Source organism: Crocosphaera sp. Alani8 (assembly GCF_038442745.1).
Taxonomy (GTDB): domain Bacteria; phylum Cyanobacteriota; class Cyanobacteriia; order Cyanobacteriales; family Microcystaceae; genus Crocosphaera.
This window is the reverse complement of sequence record NZ_JARVCN010000044.1, coordinates 23061-40506: the sequence shown is the minus strand read 5'-3', so window position 1 is coordinate 40506 and position 17446 is coordinate 23061. Positions and strand designations below refer to the sequence as shown.

The following is a 17446-nucleotide window of genomic DNA, read 5'->3' as shown; positions in this document are numbered from 1 at the left end:
ATCTTTGTCCCCTAACTTTCGGCGAGTCCCCCCAGACTTTTTGAGAAGCTTCAGTTTTATTTCTTGGTTGTTGATTAGTTCGTTCTCGAATACCTGTTAAATCTTCAATGGATACAAAGGATTGAGTTTGTTTAGCCTCGTCAATAATAGCTTTACTAATATTATGATTAATCCATGCCTGATATCTTCTTTCTCGTCCCGATAACCGTTTCAAAATCTGACGACATCTACGCCGTGTTGATCTTGTGCCTTGGGATGCTGCTTGGTGCGCGTTCCCTTGCGCCGTGCGACGGCGCGGGGTCGCATCCGCTTTTTTCTGCAAAGAAGCTCTGATAAGATTAAATTTATCTCGTTTTTCTTGAATTTCTTTTCCTGACCATGATTTATTCGTGGAGGTAACTGCTATGTCTCGTCTCCCAAAATCTACCCCAATAACGTTATCAGCTTTAATAGGTTTTGGAGCATCAGATTTTAGTTGAATATGCACATACCAATCACCATCTTTGTGCTGACAGACTTGTGCTGATGTTAGGTTTTGTCCTGATAGTTTTCCTATATGGTAATTACTTACTCTCATAGGAATTTTAGCTCGTTTCCCAGTTGTACTAATACTAGCTAAATAACCAGTCTCAATAAACCGAAAAGTACGAGTATCACAGTCAAAGCTCGTAGGTTTAAATTTTTTAACACCTCGGCTTCGCTCGGTGTTAAAGCTGAGCGTAGTCGAAGCTTTAACTTTTCTACCTTTCTGCTTAGCCGTTAAACGATTAGCTCCTACCCTTGCACAAGCTCTAACAACATGATTAGCTGTCAAACCAAAACGTTCTTTAACATCTTGATAACATACAGCTTGGATTGAGTTTCTATTGGTCAAATTACGTTTAACAGTTTTGTTAATGTAGTTACAAGCATCTGCGAACGCCTGAGCAGTATCATCTAATAATTGATTGTGTTCAGGGTTAGGTTGAAGCTTGATAACTAAGGTTAAGACTTGTTTCATTGACCTTAAAAACTCACTAGATGAGTTTACCATAAAAATAGATAAACCGATAAACTTTGAAATGCCTATATTTCTTTTCTTATTTTGTTAATTTTTTACCTTTCTTTTTCTTGATTGAGGAATAGGGATAAATAGAAAAATCCTACTATTTTCAATCCGCTAAAAATAGTAGGAATATGCATTAGAAAAACATTAGTCTGTTACAGTGGCCGCAAAATAACATTTAAAAATTAATCATTGTCTAACTGAGATAATTCAAATTTAACACTAGATAAATAAGCAGCATCATTGAGTATTTCAGCAGATAAAAGGCCTGCTTGAATAGCGGCTTCAACCAAAGATTCAGCGTCAACTTTACCAGATTTTACAGCTAAACTAAAACGTACATAACCTGGAATTCCTTGTTCACGAAATGTTCCACCTCTACCATGACTTACTAAATTAACAGGGGATACATAAGCAATTCGATTTTGTTCCATAGTGGACATAACTGCTACTGTTTCATTGGCATTAACCGGAGCGAAAAACCCACCTAATAAGAGAGAAGATAAACCAGTAATAATTAAGCCTTTCATGATTAAGAACTCCATTGCTTTGTTTCGTTATTGTTAGTATGGGAGCCTTACCTGAAAAGCAAATGATTAAATTCTGAGTTAAAAATAAGAGTTAATGGCCTTATCTGAGAATCTTTTAAGATAAAGCAGATCGTTAGAAATTATCGAAACTGTCAACCTATGGGAAAAGAAGCATTAATCGAACTTAGAGGAGTTTCCAAAGCCTTTGGCGGCTATACCATCTTAGATGAAATTGACCTAACCATCTACCGAGGGGAAGCCTTAGTTATCATTGGTCCGTCAGGGACAGGAAAATCCACAATTCTGCGCCTAGTCGCCGGATTATTACCCCTGGATGCAGGAGAAGTTTACATCAAAGGAAAACGGAGAAAAGGGATCATCGAAGATGGTCATCAACCCATGCGTATCGCCCTAGTTTTCCAACAAGCAGCCCTATTTGACTCCCTTACCGTGGACGAAAACGTAGGGTTTTTTCTCTACGAGCATTCTAAACTCCCCCACACTCGCATTCGGGAATTAGTAGAAAATAAACTAGCTATGGTGGGTTTGCAGGGAATGAGCGATCGCTACCCCTCCCAACTTTCAGGGGGGATGAGAAAACGAGTTAGTTTTGCTCGCGCCCTCATTGCTAACCCAGAAGATCCCCTAGATGACCCCGAAATCGTCCTCTACGACGAACCAACCGCCGGACTAGACCCCATCTCATCTACGGTGATAGAAGACCTTGTAAGACGTTTACAGAAGGCCCCAGGGGGTTGCGATACTTACGTTATGGTATCCCACCAAGACAGTACCATTCGACGCACGGCCGATCGGGTGATCTTTTTGTACGGGGGCAAAATTCAATGGGAAGGAAAAGTCCACGAAATCGACGAAACAGCTAACCCCATTGTCAGACAGTTCTTTAGTGCGAGCGTTAAAGGTCCCATTCGAGTCATTGATTAATCATAATTATCCCTCCCAACTGAATTTGATTAAGTTATGGTAAGAGGGGAATACAGAAAATCTTCATCTAGAAGAAGTGTGAGGCAAAACTATGTTACGGATGCGAACCCTTCAAGAAGGCTCAGTCGGGCTATTTGCACTCTTTGGTTTAATTATTTTTGGGGGTTTAGTGGTTTGGTTACGGGGAGGAATTCTCGGCCAAAAAACCTATCAATTTTTTGCAGAATTCCAAAATGTTAACGGCCTACAAATAGGGGCCCCCGTCCGTTATCGGGGGGTAGCTGTGGGGAAAATTTTGGGGCTACAACCCAGTAGTAATGGGGTAACCGTGGCCCTAGAAATTTCTTCCACCGAATTACAAATTCCCAAAGATTCAACAGTCCAGATTAACCGTTCTGGTTTAATTGGAGAAGCTTCTGTGGATATTACCCCATCCCAAGAATTGTCCGAAGAGGCCTTAGCGATCAATCCCACCAGTCAAGACTGTGCTGATTCCGGGCAAATTCTCTGTAACAACGATAAAGTTAGAGGGGAAACAGGATCGCAGTTAGTGGAAGCGTTGACCCGTTTGAGCAACGCTTATAGCGATCCCGAGTTTGTGGGTAATATCAACGCAGCCGCCAGAAACACCGCCAAAGCATCCGAAGAGATCGCCCAGTTATCCAAGGCTGCACAGAGGGAAATTGGTGGAGTGAGCGATCTTATCGGTAGTGCAGAGCAAACCGCTAGGGATGCGTCACAATTGATGGTCAATGTAAATACAGTGGTTGGAGAAAACCGCGCCAATATCAATCGAACTTTTAGCAGCGCAGCCAATTTAATTAGTAATCTGGATGGGTTGGTTTCCGAAAATAGGGGTAATATTGTCAATACCCTCAGTAGCATTGAAAAGACTAGCGATCAGGTGCGTTTATTGGCATTGAATTTTAATACAACCGTCGATCGAGTTAACCAAGGGATCGATGAAATTGATATGAGACAACTGGCCAATGATCTCGAACTTTTGATGACCAATGCAGCCCAAACCGCAGAAAACTTACAAAATTTATCTCAATCTCTTAACGATCCAGAAGTATTATTAACAATTCAAAAAACCTTAGATTCTGCTCGTGTCACCTTTGAAAATACCCAAAAAATCACATCTGATGTAGAAGAGTTAACAGGAGATCCCAGTTTTAGAAATAATATTCGTAAGCTAATCGATGGACTTGGTAATTTAGTAGCTCATACAGAACAATTAGAACAACAGGTTTATATCGGACAACTGGTGGAATCTTTCTCTGCTCAGGTTGAATATAGCTTATTGCCACAACAAAATTTAAAATCTTTTTCCCCCGCACAAAAAACCCCTACTAGGTTGCCAAACAAACCTCTAACTATTCAAAAACCTACACCCAAAATACAAACAAATGTGATTCCAACCCCAGTTAACAGTAGTGAAAGGAGATAACAGTTATCAGTTACCATTTAGCAGTATTCAGATGAAAACTATTGTGGTAGCACTTGAGTATGGAATTTCGCCTTTCTGGGACTGTGAAAATGCAACGTTTATTGAACCCGAAGAGCTAGAGATCTCTGATGAGTTAAAGTTGATGCTCACCAGATGGACTGAGATTTATGACTCGATTCTTAACATGAGCGACCCAAAATCTTCGGGATTTTCTACATCTGAAGAAAGAGAAGCATTTAGAAGAAAAGGACTGTGTATATTTCAACAAATTAAAGAAGAACTTGGTCATGGGTACATATTTGAATATGTGGATATGATCTAAGGTAAGGCGATCGCTGGCCTCAAACTAACTTTGTGATCTACTGAATTTTTTATAACACCGAACTCAAATTTGTAGTTTTGTGTATTAATTTTTGGGTAATATGTGAAGTTATACATCGCAACACCTCTACTGGTTCAATTTTGGGTTTAAATAAGAACATTACATTTATACTTAGGTGGATTTACTGGGCCAGCTACAGTGTTAATTAAAAGTTTCCTAACTACAGACGAATTTTTGGCGATGTTAAGTTGATGTTAACAATTGACAACTATACATCCAAAACACCATTTATCTTCATTATTAGGTGATTTTCAGAAAATGAATAGTAACAAGAACACTTTAAATGGCAGTGCATCGTGGCGTGCAATTTTACAAACGATTCAAGCTATTATTCCCACCCAAGAATTAGGAGTGGACTTAGCCAAAACCTTTGAAATCAGAGAGTGTAAATTCGGAGATGAAATTACAACGTTTCCTGAGACGACTGAACATAATGGGCAAAATTTGTACATTATCTGTCGAGGTCAAGTTAGGTTAGTCGGTTTTCAGGTAGCTAAAAAAAGAGATGTCTCCATTGACTTACTAAAGGAAGGAGACATTTTTGGGGGAGATGAGTTAGAAAAGAAAACAAGTTTGCCCTATAGTGCGATCGCTGTTGGTTCCGTACCTGTGCAAGTGGGTAAAATTTCTCTTGCTCAATTACAACCCTATTTAGAACAGTTACCAGAATTAGAAAGTCACTGGTCTACCATTGCGCAACAAAGACAAACGTTGATTTTTTTCAAGTTATTTGGGGACTTGGGAAAACTATCGAGTCAACAACTAAAACAACTGTCACCCTATATCCAAGAAAAACGAATTCCCAAGGGAAAGGGTTTGAGTTCGTTAATCACAAAAGAACCCAGTCGCTTTTGGTTGCGTCGAGGAGTGATTGAAAATTCTTCTCTAGAAATCGGTGCTTCTTTCGGCTATCCAGAGGAAATTCCTACTAACTGGATTTCTCAAACAGACCTCGAAGTCTATCAAATTCTCAAACAAGACTGGAATGAAGCTAGAGCGATCGCTCATAACTTACCCTTTTCTCCCAATGCTTCCCCCAATATTCCCAGCCAAACCCCACTGATTCCAGCCAAACAAAATGGTCATTCCATTCCGATCATACCTAATTCCTTTGCTCCTCAATCACTGGCCATACCTGTCTTCCCTGACTCAGAATCATCGACGGTGGAATTTCCCAAACCCCTAAAAAAACCCAGACAATTATGGCAAAATTATCCCTTCATTGAACAACAAAGCTCAGCAGACTGCGGTGCAACCTGTTTAGCCATGATTAGTCAATATTGGGGAAAAAGAGTCAGTCTCAACTTTTTGCGAGATTTAGCAAAAGTGGGGCGATCGGGGGCTTCTTTACAAAATTTGGCTAAAGCTGCCGAAAATTTGGGTTATCAAGCTCGACCAGTACGGGCCAGTTTAAACCGTTTAATAGAAGAGAAAAATCCTTGGATCGCTCATTGGCGAGGAGATCATTATGTGGTTGTATATCGGGTTAAAGGGGATTGTTTACTTATTGCCGATCCCGCTCAGGGTAAGCGTTTAATACCTCGTCAAGAATTTATTACCGGGTGGACAGGATACGGTTTATTGCTCAACCCCACAGAAGGTTTAAACGAAGTTCCCACGGAAAAACGGTCTTTAGGGAGATTTTTGAGGTTACTTTTACCCTATCGAACCTTGGGAATACAAGTTATTCTCGCTTCTTTACTGATTCAGCTATTTGGATTAGTAACACCCCTGTTTACCCAAATTATCCTCGATAAAGTGGTAGTGAACAAAAGTGTAAGCACCTTAAATGCTTTTGCTTTAGGGGTTCTACTATTCGGAGTTTGGAGTGTTTTGTTATCTGGAGTTAGACAGTATCTACTCAGCTATCTGTCTAACCGTCTGGATCTAACTATGATTGGGGGTTTCATTAATCATGCATTATTGCTTCCCCTGAAATTTTTTGAATCCCGTCATGTGGGAGACATTATCACACGGGTGAACGAAAATCAGAAAATCCAGCGATTTTTGCTCAATCAAGTGGTGTTAGCTTGGTTAGATTTTTTGATGGGTTTTGTCTATTTGGCGTTGATGTTGTATTACAACTGGCAACTTACCTTGTTGATTGTTGCTTTGATTCCACCGATCATGTTACTAACCTTGGCGGCAACCCCTTTATTACGAAAAGTCTCTAGGGATGTTTTTAATCGTTCTGCAGAACAAAACTCCGCTTTAGTGGAAACCATTACAGGGGTAGCAACGGTTAAGGCAACTGCAACAGAACGAGAATTACGCTGGCGTTGGGAAGATCGTCTCACCAATTATCTCAACGCCCGTTTTCGTAGTCAAAAATTGGGTATTAATCTACAAGCAGCTAGCGGTTTAATTAACTCTGTAGGGACTACAGCTTTGTTATGGTACGGAGCAACGTTGGTGATTCAGGATCAACTGACTATTGGTCAATTTGTCGCTTTTAATATGATGATTGGCAAAGTAATTGCCCCAGTTCTCTCTTTGGCCAATCTTTGGGACGAACTGCAAGAGGTGTTAATTTCTGTGGAACGACTGAATGATATTTTTGATAGTCAACTCGAAGAAACACCCAGTCAGCACAAGTTGCAGTTACCACCTTTGCAGGGACATATCAAATTTGACAATGTGACCTTTTGTTATAACCCTGACGAGGAACGCAACACCTTGCAAAATATTTCCTTTGAGGTGCCATCGGGGGACACAGTAGCTATTGTCGGACGCAGTGGTTCAGGAAAAACGACCTTAGTAAAACTACTGCAAGGACTTTATATCCCAGACTCAGGAAGCATTTGTGTGGATGAACACGATCTTAACCATATTTCTCCCCAATCTTTACGCAGTCAACTGGGTGTAGTTCCTCAAGAGTGTTTCTTATTTTCTGGGACAATTTTTGAGAATATTACCTTACACCGTCCCGAATTTACCCTAGAACAAGTGGTGAAGGCTGCTCAACTAGCAGAAGCTCATGCTTTCATTCAGAGTATGCCCCTGGGATATAACACCAAGGTGGGAGAAAGAGGAATGAATCTATCCGGAGGACAAAGACAGCGCATCGCCATCGCCCGTGCTTTATTAGGCAAGCCACCCATTCTTATTCTAGATGAGGCTACCAGTTCCTTAGATACGGAGTCTGAACGGAGATTTCAAGAAAATCTTAGCCGTCTGTGTCGCAACCGTACCACTTTTATTATTGCCCATCGTCTTTCGACAGTACGCAACGCTGATTGCATTCTTGTACTGGATAAGGGCATTTTGGTGGAACAGGGAACCCATGAACAGTTAATAGCAATGAAAGGTATTTACGCTCATTTAGCTGAACAACAACTCAATTGTTGATTTTTCTGACTTTTTTCTCCTCACATCTTGCACCTGTTTTATGAAGTGCGGGGTGTGGGGGTTAGGAGTTAGCTTACAGCTATGTTGACAAATACGGAACTTTGCCAGTTATTAAAGTACATTTCACACCTGCCTCCTGCCTTCTGCCTCCTGCCTCAAGCCTTATAGCAGTTTTCAATTGGGTGTATCAAAATCTCGGTTTAGTGAGGGTGGGGAGTGTACTTCGACTTCGCTCAGTAACAGGGAGGGGTGGGAAGTGTGGGGACTATTTTTCTTTGAGTTTGTAATCTATGCATAAGAAAATTGCTATAGCTCACTAAGTCGAAAACTGCTGTACTTACACAGTGAGCTTTATTTATGTCGGACTACTTATTATCGTAATCGAGCAAAAATTTGACAAAAATTAATAACCCTATAGCGTTATTTAATCTTAAAATTAAACTGATAGTTTGAATCACAGAAACATTAATCAAATATTAAGTTGATAGATAACTCTTGTAAGGCCGTCAAACAAAATTTTAAGCAATTAATTCATAAAATTAGTTGAAAGATATATTAATAGATGACCATGGAGTTTTCTATCGCATTCTCATGAGAAAAGCCAATGAAAAAAACTGCAATAATTTCTGAAACATTACGAACTTTAATAACACCATTAGTCGCGGTTGGCTCGATAATAAACTGTTTACCGAGTTATGCTTCTACTTTTACGAGTACGTCTCAAATCGACTTAGCTATCTATAACTTTAATCAATTTCCTCTAGGGGTGGGGGTTATTAACGACGTTGAAGCGATCGCCGTTGCTGAGGAAGGATTTGCCGAAAATCAAATCGATAGAGAGACAATTTTTTTCGCTGAAGACACCACGGTTTTTGCCGAGGGTAGCTGGGAAACCATTAGCTTTGGTACCGGTCCGCAATACTTTGTAGAAACCAATCTATCCTCAATTTTCCTAGGGACATTTCCTATTACTGCGGGGAATTTCTTTGAATTTAGAACAGAAGGTTCTCTTTATTTAGAAAATTTTGTGGACACTTGGCCAGTGGGTAATTCAAGCAGTTTTGGTGGTATGTCTTTATATGTTTTTGATCGCTTGAGTGGGAATAGTTGGCCTGTGGTTGACATGATCAGTATTGTCAACACAAATCCAGATCCTCGATTCAATCGGGATTTTTTCCGCACTGAAATGGGTTCTAATTTTAATTTAATGGACTATCAAGAAGAAATCATACTTGAACAGGGTGATCAAGAAAGCACTCGTGTTGAGTTTACAGGAGTGTTCCAACAATTCTTTGAAGAAGAAACAGAATTAAACCTAGTAGCAGTGGTTGAATCTTGTACCGCTGGTGCTAATGAGATAGGGGTTTGTCGAAAAATTCCGGAACCCTCCAACCGATTAGCTTTGCTCCTCTTGCTGTGCTGCGGGGGTATGGGTGCTTATTTCTCCAGAATTATGAAACAAATAATTCAATTCATTAAATAGCCATTCGTCGAACATTTTTTCAATAATTTGTTGATAAATTTCCTCGTTTAATTGGGCTTTAATAAATTTTTCCACCATGATAATATGATAGCCTTGTTCTGTTTTGAATGGAGGAATAACTTCTCCTGGGTTAGCGGCAAATATCATTGGTGAGAGTTCTGACGAAATTTTAAACCGGTAAATCGTTCCCTCATAACCACACTGTAATCGCCGTTTTTCATCAACATCATAAAGATGTGCTGCCTGATAGAAGCTCATCTCTTCTTCTTCTATTTGGTAAAAAATTTCTGAAGCCAATTTTTCGTAAGGCACAATAATTTGATAAAGCAGAACTTGACCAAAATTAAACAAATTCTGCTGGAACGTTTTTTTGACTTCTTGATCAAAGAGATTTTTACTTAGTTTGTGCCGTAATAAATCGTCTCTAATCCCTGATTCCCAGTCATCGGGGGTAATCAGTTGATTATTTAACCAAGCTAGAGTATCAACGGCTTTTTCCAGTCGTTTTTCACGACGTATTTTATCTGCCTCTGTTTGAATTTCGTGATCTGTAACCGTTAGGTTTCTTTGCTCAGAAGCTCGCTGAATTATTCTTTGTTGAAGGATTTTGTGACAAGTTTCTTTAAATTGTAAATTTTTTTTTAGATGATCAATAATCTCTTCAACTTCAATTGAGGTGATCAAATTGTTAGTCATGTCATATTAGATAATATTTCCATCAGCTAATTGTCTAAAAGTAATTGTTCAAAGAACTGATTGGCATAAAATTGATAAAGTAAAAGATAGGGAAGGTTATGGACTAGGGACTACAAGCTACTGCTTAAAAAGCTGATAGTCTCCCTATACCCATTATCCTTCGCCTTCTGAAGATAAAGAACATCCTCTCATGAATAGATCGATGAAAAAGTGCTAGGGTTGTTAAGCGCAATGCAAGGATGCTCTCGTTGAACGGGGTGGTTAGTATCTCATTTAAAATGAGAATACTCCTCTCTCTGAGAATACTCCTGCCTCTATCTCAATGTTGATGTTCCTGCCAAGGGCTACGGCTATAGCAGTACCAAACGCCGCCCCCGCTTCACCGGATAACTCCCCAATCATAGATGATTGACTAGAACGGAACTGTACATCAAAGAAGCCAGAAGCCGGATTACTGAAAGAAGAATTAGTAAAACGAAAACTACCCCTAATTTCTTCCTTGGTGAGGATTGTCTCCTCGTGAAAATCTAAGTCTTTTATTCTTAATTGACTCATCAAATTACTCCTTGAAACTTAGTACATAGGATTCAAAAAAATTAGAGTGCTATTGCAACTGTGTAGGTATTTGTCCAAGTCCAAGCTATCTTACTTCCTTTTGCTTCGGCGAAAGAAAAAGCCTCGAAATTGATAAAACCACCTTGAACCGTTGGCTCGGGTTTTGTAACATTTCCTAAATGTTCTAGATCGGTAATTTTCATCTTTGTCTCCTTCAAACGTGACATAAACTATAAACATATACAATTAACCAAAGGAAAACTGGATTAGGCTAAATTTTCCAGAAGAAATACGAGAAGTTCCCACAGCAGTTGATAAATACTCTTGTTGAATATCAGCAGAAGAACCAACTCCTCCTAATGTTAAGTAATCAACATTATTCATATTGAAGGAAAAGCCAACGCCTGTATTAAAAGCACTATCTAGTAGGGTTGAAGTCAAGTCCGAGGTAAGCATTAGACGCTCAAAAAATGCTCCGTGGATACCTTCGACTTCGGAAATAGGATTAATATGTTCTAAATCGGTAATAATCATTGCTCTAATCTCTTTAAACAAAATTGGTCAATAAAAGCTGTCTCTCTAACAATAAAGGCAAAAAAATATTTAATTAGTCTGCCGTTTTACTGGTTAGTTGGATAACTTTATCTTCAATTATCAAGATACATATAAAAAAGAAAAGAGTGTTGCCACAATGGCAATAATTATTCCTCATGGCAACACTGAAATAGTTTAATATTTTGAAAATTTTGAGAGTTCCTTAATTCTTTTAATTACTCAGAGAGCGAAACAATAGATGAAGAGGAACTGGAGACAAAACCTTCTGCAACTTGTTCCGTGCTTTGACTAAAATCTAAGAGCATTGTCATAGCAGAACGAATACCACTGGCTGTGGAACCATAGGAAACTTCAGAATAGGCAACTTGCTTACCATCCAAAAACTTTTCTTGTGGAAATATCTGAAGAGGAATGGAACTATTAAAACCGCCAAAAATTACGATTCTTGGCTTAAATTGTTCCTCATACTCTAAATTGTCAATAATCATGGTCATCTCCTTTTTACTAGAAACTAAAACAACCAAAGATCCTCCAGAGATTTTATTCATCATAAAAAGAATCTCCAGAGGTCTTTGGAATAAATTTTGAAAAACTAGGGATATTATAAGATAACTAATTTTAGATATTAAAAGCTAAAAAAGCTTGTTTTTCATCTAAGTAATATCCCTAAAATCAGACTTCTAAAAGTTTTAGAAATCTCTCTTTGAATTATACTTCTCCAGCAGCAGCGGATTGAGCAACGGAGGAAGAGGTTTTGGCTCCGATGTCTGCGGTGGTGTCAGTATCAGTGAAAGTCCAGGTTTGAGAGAAACCACGACCAAAAGCATCACTAAAAGCATCACTAAAAGCTGTGGCTGAAGGAGGGGCAAAATTAATTGGTAAAAATCCACCTTGGACTTCATTAGCTTCAACAGTTTCGAGATAGATCATATCAGAGATTTTCATGAGTTTTTTCCTCGTTAATTTGCTTGAAGATTAAATTGTGGAAGACTTGTTTTTCTTCCTATATTTAAGATAAACAATTTATCAAAGTGTTTGTTGCCAATTTGGCAGTTAATCTAATTTATTTTTGACACATATATAAACAAGTAAAGTATTCATAGAACATTATTTTGAAACAGCAAAAGATAAAGGCTTGTCAATAAAGTTAGCAAACCTTTATTTTTTACGTTGAGTATTTTTAAAATCAAATACTCAATTATTTGTAGTCATTTTAGAGTGAATCTTATCTGCCGATCATTTGCTCACACCCTAAATTACCTAAAATCTTTGATTCTGACTTATCTAAAGATTCTACATAACTTATCTTCCTCATTTGTGTGGAGTTTTGACCTCTTGCTACAGAACTTTTTGAAGATAGTTGATTTGTCTTCTGTTGTTCACTATTTTCTTTTTTCAATCGGTTATCTTTGAGTAAACGATTATAGGTACGATAAGGAATATAATGTAGGGGATTATAACCAGCCGTTTGTAAAATTAAGACACAAGCCCAGGAATACTTACCTGCTACAATGGCACCAACAATTTCTTCAAACTGCTGCTCGGTCATGCTTTTAGTTAGCTGATTTTTCTGGTTATAAAGGGATTGAGACATGATAAAAAATTCTCTTAAACTTTTGTAACTGGGTGGACAACAAAATAAATAAGTTAATGTTGGGAACTATTAAATTAATCTACCATCGGCTCAAACCACAAACTTGAGTGGTTTTAATTGAACGATGTCTAATTAAAGCAAAGCAACTCGATCTACCTGTCCCACTTTTCCTACTGTGAGTTTGGTGGCGCAGAGTTCTACAAATTCCCTAATTTGAAACTTGGGTTTTCTGTACTCTGCGTGTTGAAAAAATAGTGATAGATTCCATCGAGAACTGCTTTTAAAGATTGAGTCCATCTTTTTGCATTTTTTTGATGGGATCGAGTAAAACATCAATAATGCGACGGCGACGAACGATGATATCTGCTGTTACCGTTTGTCCCGGTTTAAAGGCGATCACTTCTTGATTTTTTAGGATATGATCTTGTTCTAGTTCAATCTCCACACGATAGATTTCACCTAATTTTTCGTCTGATTCAGCATCAGCAGAAATTGCGGTAACTTGACCGGTAATAACCCCATAATCCTGATATGGGTAGGCATCTAGCTTAACTTGTGCGTCCATTCCTAGTTTGACAAAACCTGCTTCCTCGTCCGGTAGAACTGCAGACACCACTAGCGGTACATTATGGGGAGCAATCTCGACAACGGTTTCTCCTGCTTCGACAACTTCACCAATGTTTTTGAGATCGAGAGATAAAACAGTACCACTGATGGGGGCTTTGAGATAACTGTGTTGAAGTTTACTTTGGGCAACAATTAGTAAATTTCTACTTTCTGCTATTTTCCCTTTTAGTTGGGTCATTTCTACATCCAGTTGCTGAATTCTCTGGATGGCTTCTAATTGCTTCCGTTGAGCTTGAGCTTTTTTCTGAGTTAATTCAGCTTGGGACTTTTCAACGGTTGTTTGAGCAACAAATAGTTCTCCTTGATTTTCAGTGATTCGAGATTGAAGATCCCGCAATGCTTGATCTGCTTGAAACATTTGTTCGTTTGCCTGAGTAACTTCTTGTAGTCGACTACTGGTTAAACGTTGTTCTGTATTTCTCAAAGCTTGTTCAGCTTCGTAGATATATTCTCGGGAAATAGCTCCTTCTTCTTCTAGAGGTTTCAGTCGGTTGATCCGTTCTTGTTGGGCAGTTTTCTCAGCTTGCAATTGATTGAGTCGCCGTTGAGCAATGGTATCTAGGGGTTGTAACTGTTTTTGTCGTAACTGATAGGCGGCAGCTTCTGTTCGTTGTTGAGCCAATAATTGACGAACTGTGGTGATCTTTTCTCGAGTATGAGCGATCGCCGCTTGCTGGGCTTCTAGTTCGGCTGATGCAATGGCTGCATCGGTTTTAGCTTCTAGTTGAATTCTTTGTTGCAAGGTCTGTTTTTGACCTAATTCGGTCTTATAAACTCGAATCATCTCTTGATAGCGATTAATCTCTTTTTGCACTAATTCGGTATCGAGTTCCACTAATAATTGCCCTGCTTTGACCTCTTGTCCTTCTTCTACGGCAATATCGATGACTTTGCCCAGTTCAACTGGCTGAATTTTAAAGGTTTCTCCCTCTGGTACCAATTTTCCTTGGGCTGTACCCACTTCTTCTAAGGTTCCTAACCACGCCCAGGCTCCGAAGGCAATACAGAACACCATTCCCCCCATAATAAACTTTTGGGGTAGGCTGGCAGGAGGTTGATCTAACAGGTTTTGTACGGAGGAAGACCAGTTTTGGGTGTCTTCTGTAAATTGAGGTGATTGGAATACGGGGGCTGATTTATAAGGGGTTTGGGGCAGTTCCAGGGTGCTGCTAACTCCCCCATAAATTTTGTTGGTATTTTCAGGGTTAGTAAAATTTTTCTGGTCTTTATGGTTAACGGATAGAGGGTTTTTTTGTTTATCTGAACCCTCAAATAATAATTTTTCTGTTGAATTTGAGTAGGTTGACATAGCTAATCCATTATGAATTTGATCGACATTTTTTCAAAAAAATCTAGTAAGATTGATTGAAATAAACGTTCATTATTCAATGACGTTTTTTTATTATTGACGCTTACGCCACATGGAAAAAATAGGGAACAACTCTAGCAAAAAGCTTGAAGAAATTTTTGAAGTGATTAGAATAAAACTAAGGGTTTTGTTCTCTAAAAAGAATATCTTATGTAATTTTAATTGTCAAGTTTAAGAAAATATAAATATATTTTTATTTACTATTTTTTACTTTTTAACAAGAAAAAATGTATAAGTTTTTATGCTATTTTAAATCAGAATATAAAAAAATATCATACAAGTTATTCCTGATTATCATAAGTGTAAATTTTATACATTTTCGTAACTGTGATATCTACAATCAGTGAGGTATAAACTATCCATATTGCATTAAAAATCATTAATAAAACTTGACAAAGATTAAAGGATACATATTTTTTATCAGCTTTAAAATCATATATTTCTCAATGATTTGGTAATTAGTTCGACTTCACGAAAATAAAAATTTCTTGACAAAAATATAATAACTTTATGTCTCACTTGTGTTATTGTGGTTTTATTCGTTGAGAATAACGGATATTTTTGGTTTGCCCTAATCCCCTAACCTGCTCAATGTAATCCTCATTTATAAATGTTTTGAGCAAGCAATAGTAGCCAATTTATATATCCACTTATATTATAAGGTTGCTATTATTGATAGCTGTTTTAAAGACCATTTACTAAGTAAATCTTAATGTGATACCTAAAGTTAGGGAAGCTTTTAGGAACTTACTCTTATCAGAAAAAAGCTTCTTGAATCTTCATAAAACTAACTTAAACTACTTCGTATCTTTTGTAGAAGTAGACTATCCAATTTGAGATTACATTAAGAACTTAATTGCACCATCGCTTAAATATTAAGATAGGTTACAATGATTAAAAATAAAGTTAATTCAATATCTAATAATCCTGATATCACAACCTTTAACTATCAAAGATTAAATCCACAATTACGAGATCGCATTCAGGAATTAACTGTTGATATTAAAAATAGATTACGTCGGTGCGCTCAGGATATCTATATTATTGGTTATAATTTATGCCAAATCAAACAACAATTAAAACATGGAGAGTTTAGGATTTGGTTAAAGACAGAATTTGATTGGAGTGTTTCTGCTGCCAATAAGTTTATGCACGTTAGTCAAAGATTCTGTCTAGATGATTTAGAAGAGGTAGAAATTTCTCCTTCTGCTCTCTATGTATTAGCTGCTCCTTCGACTCCCCAAGAAGTTCGGAATCAGGCTTTAATAAAAGCAAAGCAAGGTCAAACAATTACATTTTCTTTTGCTAAACAACTCCTCAAAGACAACCAAAACAAGCCGCCAGAACTGACAAATGACGACGAAATTAACCACAATACTGCAACAACAGCTAATCTATCTCTATTTTATCAATCGGATTTCTTAGACTTTATAAGTGTTAAAAAAGATAAAATATGCCCATCTGGTGAAATTTATGACCCTTTTGATTTTAATGATTATTTGGAGCAAGAATGGCGCAGAATGTTGCGCGCAGAACAGTATTTATCCCTAGTTATATGTAAAATTGACACACAAAATAGTAGCTATGAAGAACTTTTAGTCTATCAACTAATTCAGCAAGTGGGTTATGGGTTAGCTGATAGTTTAAAACGCACAGGAGATTTCATAGGACAATACGATGATGACCAATGTGTGGCTGTTTTACCGAATACTCATATCCAAGGAGTTCAATGTGTAATCGAGAGATTTATGAAGTGGTTTACTGCTTGGAAAAAAAATTTCAATCAGTTTGATGAATTTAATACCATCAGGATTTGTATAGGAACTGCTAGTATTATACCTAAGCAGGAATTGACCCCTCAGAGTCTGATTCAAAAAGCATTACTAAATAGGCAAATAATAGAATAACTCTAGTGTAAATGCTCTGGAGTTATGGAATATGTCTATTGATTTGATATGAGTGAATTATCCCTCAATTCCCTTGCATTGAGATCAGGTCAAGCAAGGGAATTATGGGCTACTTGCACCATTTTTTCGAGCATTTTTTAAACGTTTCAATTTTTGTTTGAGATTTTTAAAGGAGTCTGTTTGTACAATTTCAGCTACTTGTTTGGCCTGCTTACTTTGATCGATTTCAATCTTTAATTCTAGAACTTGTTGACGAAGTTTGGTTTCTCGAATTTCCACCTGTTTGGCCATATGTTGAAATACTCTGGCCAGTTGACCTAATTCATCTTTGCGAGCTGAAACTTCATCGAGACTATTAATGGTAAAAGACTCAGATTCCACAGCAGCAGCAGCTTCTGTGATCAATTTAACCTGTTCTAAATACTTCAACATAATTTGATTTTTTTCATAGATTTCGTTTTCTAAATCTGTTGAGTGTTCTGTAATAGTTTCGAGCATAATTTCTAAATCTACTCGCTCGTCTTTCAATTCTTCAATTTCTTTTTGAAGGGATTGATTATGCTCAATTAATTGGTCTTCTGATAGTTGATTGTTGATCATAATATTTATTCTAATTCTAGTATTAAAGTAGGCATTAATCTTTGTAAATTTTTGAGAGATTTCCCCTGCCAAGGAATAGCATTAGAACCTTTTACCGTAATAGAACTAGTTTTTTTCTTACGAATGTTAATCACAAATTTTGATAGCATACTAATTCCAGAACTATTAAGGAACTCTAGTTCTTTCAAATCCAGGGTGACGATTTCAGGCTCATTCTTTGCCGCTTCATTGAGTAAGTCAACAATAGGAGTGTATTCCTCGCTACCACCTAATCTTAATGAACCCTGAAAGCTGACAGTAATAGTTTCAGGATTATAGGTAACAGAATAGTCATTAGTTTTGATTTCCATAATTTAATTA

The 17446-nt window shown here is 37.7% G+C and carries 18 protein-coding genes; 6 read left to right on the top strand and 12 right to left on the bottom strand.

All coding sequences use genetic code 11. The features are described from left to right. Positions 1 to 1000 (bottom strand): transposase (locus P9B04_RS03705; RefSeq protein ID WP_342053650.1); only part of this gene is annotated, 1000 nt, incomplete at its 3' end. A gap of 230 nt (positions 1001 to 1230) precedes the next feature. Then, complete coding sequence (locus P9B04_RS03700; protein ID WP_342053649.1) at positions 1231 to 1575, bottom strand: hypothetical protein; 345 nt, start codon at positions 1573 to 1575, stop codon at positions 1231 to 1233. A gap of 159 nt (positions 1576 to 1734) precedes the next feature. On the opposite strand from P9B04_RS03700, the gene P9B04_RS03695 reads away from it, so the two are divergent. From P9B04_RS03695 to P9B04_RS03675, 5 genes are all read left to right on the top strand, one after another. Next, complete coding sequence (locus tag P9B04_RS03695; protein WP_342053648.1) at positions 1735 to 2520, top strand: ABC transporter ATP-binding protein; 786 nt, start codon at positions 1735 to 1737, stop codon at positions 2518 to 2520. Between the two features lie 91 nt (positions 2521 to 2611). Beyond that, positions 2612 to 3970 carry an MlaD family protein gene (locus P9B04_RS03690; protein ID WP_342053647.1) on the top strand — a complete coding sequence of 453 codons (1359 nt, stop codon included), beginning with the start codon at positions 2612 to 2614 and terminating at the stop codon, positions 3968 to 3970. A gap of 31 nt (positions 3971 to 4001) precedes the next feature. Beyond that, positions 4002 to 4292: a hypothetical protein gene (locus tag P9B04_RS03685; RefSeq protein ID WP_342053646.1), complete on the top strand. Its 291-nt coding sequence runs from the start codon at positions 4002 to 4004 to the stop codon at positions 4290 to 4292. A 318-nt stretch (positions 4293 to 4610) separates the two neighbouring features. Continuing rightward, positions 4611 to 7700: an ABC transporter transmembrane domain-containing protein gene (locus P9B04_RS03680; RefSeq protein ID WP_342053645.1), complete on the top strand. Its 3090-nt coding sequence runs from the start codon at positions 4611 to 4613 to the stop codon at positions 7698 to 7700. Positions 7701 to 8304: 604 nt separating this feature from the next. Beyond that, positions 8305 to 9183 (top strand): hypothetical protein, encoded by an 879-nt coding sequence (locus P9B04_RS03675; RefSeq protein WP_342053644.1) that lies wholly within the window; start codon positions 8305 to 8307, stop codon positions 9181 to 9183. On the opposite strand, the gene P9B04_RS03670 is transcribed toward P9B04_RS03675, so the two are convergent. The 8 genes from P9B04_RS03670 to P9B04_RS03635 all read right to left on the bottom strand — a co-directional run bounded on the left by P9B04_RS03670 (position 9097) and on the right by P9B04_RS03635 (position 14519). Beyond that, positions 9097 to 9879: a peptidylprolyl isomerase gene (locus P9B04_RS03670; RefSeq protein WP_342053643.1), complete on the bottom strand. Its 783-nt coding sequence runs from the start codon at positions 9877 to 9879 to the stop codon at positions 9097 to 9099. The genes P9B04_RS03675 and P9B04_RS03670 overlap by 87 nt on opposite strands. Before the next feature lie 273 nt (positions 9880 to 10152). Further along, entirely contained in the window at positions 10153 to 10434 is a 282-nt protein-coding gene (locus P9B04_RS03665; protein WP_342053642.1) for a hypothetical protein, read from the bottom strand. Positions 10435 to 10475: 41 nt separating this feature from the next. Next, positions 10476 to 10637, bottom strand: a complete 162-nt coding sequence (locus P9B04_RS03660; protein ID WP_342053641.1) for a hypothetical protein — start codon at positions 10635 to 10637, stop codon at positions 10476 to 10478. 43 nt (positions 10638 to 10680) lie between these two features. Further along, positions 10681 to 10968 carry a hypothetical protein gene (locus P9B04_RS03655; protein WP_342053640.1) on the bottom strand — a complete coding sequence of 96 codons (288 nt, stop codon included), beginning with the start codon at positions 10966 to 10968 and terminating at the stop codon, positions 10681 to 10683. 236 nt (positions 10969 to 11204) lie between these two features. After that, positions 11205 to 11540 carry a hypothetical protein gene (locus P9B04_RS03650; RefSeq protein WP_342053639.1) on the bottom strand — a complete coding sequence of 112 codons (336 nt, stop codon included), beginning with the start codon at positions 11538 to 11540 and terminating at the stop codon, positions 11205 to 11207. Positions 11541 to 11697: 157 nt separating this feature from the next. Next, entirely contained in the window at positions 11698 to 11934 is a 237-nt protein-coding gene (locus P9B04_RS03645; protein ID WP_342053638.1) for a hypothetical protein, read from the bottom strand. A gap of 280 nt (positions 11935 to 12214) precedes the next feature. Next, positions 12215 to 12583 carry a HetP family heterocyst commitment protein gene (locus tag P9B04_RS03640; protein WP_342053637.1) on the bottom strand — a complete coding sequence of 123 codons (369 nt, stop codon included), beginning with the start codon at positions 12581 to 12583 and terminating at the stop codon, positions 12215 to 12217. Positions 12584 to 12863: 280 nt separating this feature from the next. Next, positions 12864 to 14519, bottom strand: coding sequence for an HlyD family efflux transporter periplasmic adaptor subunit (locus P9B04_RS03635; RefSeq protein ID WP_342053636.1), 1656 nt, complete (start codon positions 14517 to 14519; stop codon positions 12864 to 12866). A gap of 950 nt (positions 14520 to 15469) precedes the next feature. On the opposite strand from P9B04_RS03635, the gene P9B04_RS03630 reads away from it, so the two are divergent. After that, positions 15470 to 16486: a diguanylate cyclase domain-containing protein gene (locus P9B04_RS03630; protein ID WP_342053635.1), complete on the top strand. Its 1017-nt coding sequence runs from the start codon at positions 15470 to 15472 to the stop codon at positions 16484 to 16486. Between the two features lie 102 nt (positions 16487 to 16588). Here the strand turns inward: P9B04_RS03630 and P9B04_RS03625 are convergent, their stop codons facing one another. Then, positions 16589 to 17086, bottom strand: a complete 498-nt coding sequence (locus P9B04_RS03625) for a HAMP domain-containing protein (RefSeq protein ID WP_342053634.1) — start codon at positions 17084 to 17086, stop codon at positions 16589 to 16591. A gap of 5 nt (positions 17087 to 17091) precedes the next feature. Beyond that, positions 17092 to 17436, bottom strand: coding sequence for a slr1659 superfamily regulator (locus P9B04_RS03620; RefSeq protein WP_342053633.1), 345 nt, complete (start codon positions 17434 to 17436; stop codon positions 17092 to 17094). Positions 17437 to 17446: the final 10 nt, after the last annotated feature.

Coding starts and splice junctions, on each gene's coding strand:
- P9B04_RS03700 (WP_342053649.1), bottom strand. CDS start 1,575: ATGAAAGGCTTAATTATTACTGGTTTATCTTCTCTCTTATTAGGTGGG.
- P9B04_RS03695 (WP_342053648.1), top strand. CDS start 1,735: ATGGGAAAAGAAGCATTAATCGAACTTAGAGGAGTTTCCAAAGCCTTT.
- P9B04_RS03690 (WP_342053647.1), top strand. CDS start 2,612: ATGTTACGGATGCGAACCCTTCAAGAAGGCTCAGTCGGGCTATTTGCA.
- P9B04_RS03685 (WP_342053646.1), top strand. CDS start 4,002: ATGAAAACTATTGTGGTAGCACTTGAGTATGGAATTTCGCCTTTCTGG.
- P9B04_RS03680 (WP_342053645.1), top strand. CDS start 4,611: ATGAATAGTAACAAGAACACTTTAAATGGCAGTGCATCGTGGCGTGCA.
- P9B04_RS03675 (WP_342053644.1), top strand. CDS start 8,305: ATGAAAAAAACTGCAATAATTTCTGAAACATTACGAACTTTAATAACA.
- P9B04_RS03670 (WP_342053643.1), bottom strand. CDS start 9,879: ATGACTAACAATTTGATCACCTCAATTGAAGTTGAAGAGATTATTGAT.
- P9B04_RS03665 (WP_342053642.1), bottom strand. CDS start 10,434: ATGAGTCAATTAAGAATAAAAGACTTAGATTTTCACGAGGAGACAATC.
- P9B04_RS03660 (WP_342053641.1), bottom strand. CDS start 10,637: ATGAAAATTACCGATCTAGAACATTTAGGAAATGTTACAAAACCCGAG.
- P9B04_RS03655 (WP_342053640.1), bottom strand. CDS start 10,968: ATGATTATTACCGATTTAGAACATATTAATCCTATTTCCGAAGTCGAA.
- P9B04_RS03650 (WP_342053639.1), bottom strand. CDS start 11,540: ATGATGAATAAAATCTCTGGAGGATCTTTGGTTGTTTTAGTTTCTAGT.
- P9B04_RS03645 (WP_342053638.1), bottom strand. CDS start 11,934: ATGAAAATCTCTGATATGATCTATCTCGAAACTGTTGAAGCTAATGAA.
- P9B04_RS03640 (WP_342053637.1), bottom strand. CDS start 12,583: ATGTCTCAATCCCTTTATAACCAGAAAAATCAGCTAACTAAAAGCATG.
- P9B04_RS03635 (WP_342053636.1), bottom strand. CDS start 14,519: ATGTCAACCTACTCAAATTCAACAGAAAAATTATTATTTGAGGGTTCA.
- P9B04_RS03630 (WP_342053635.1), top strand. CDS start 15,470: ATGATTAAAAATAAAGTTAATTCAATATCTAATAATCCTGATATCACA.
- P9B04_RS03625 (WP_342053634.1), bottom strand. CDS start 17,086: ATGATCAACAATCAACTATCAGAAGACCAATTAATTGAGCATAATCAA.
- P9B04_RS03620 (WP_342053633.1), bottom strand. CDS start 17,436: ATGGAAATCAAAACTAATGACTATTCTGTTACCTATAATCCTGAAACT.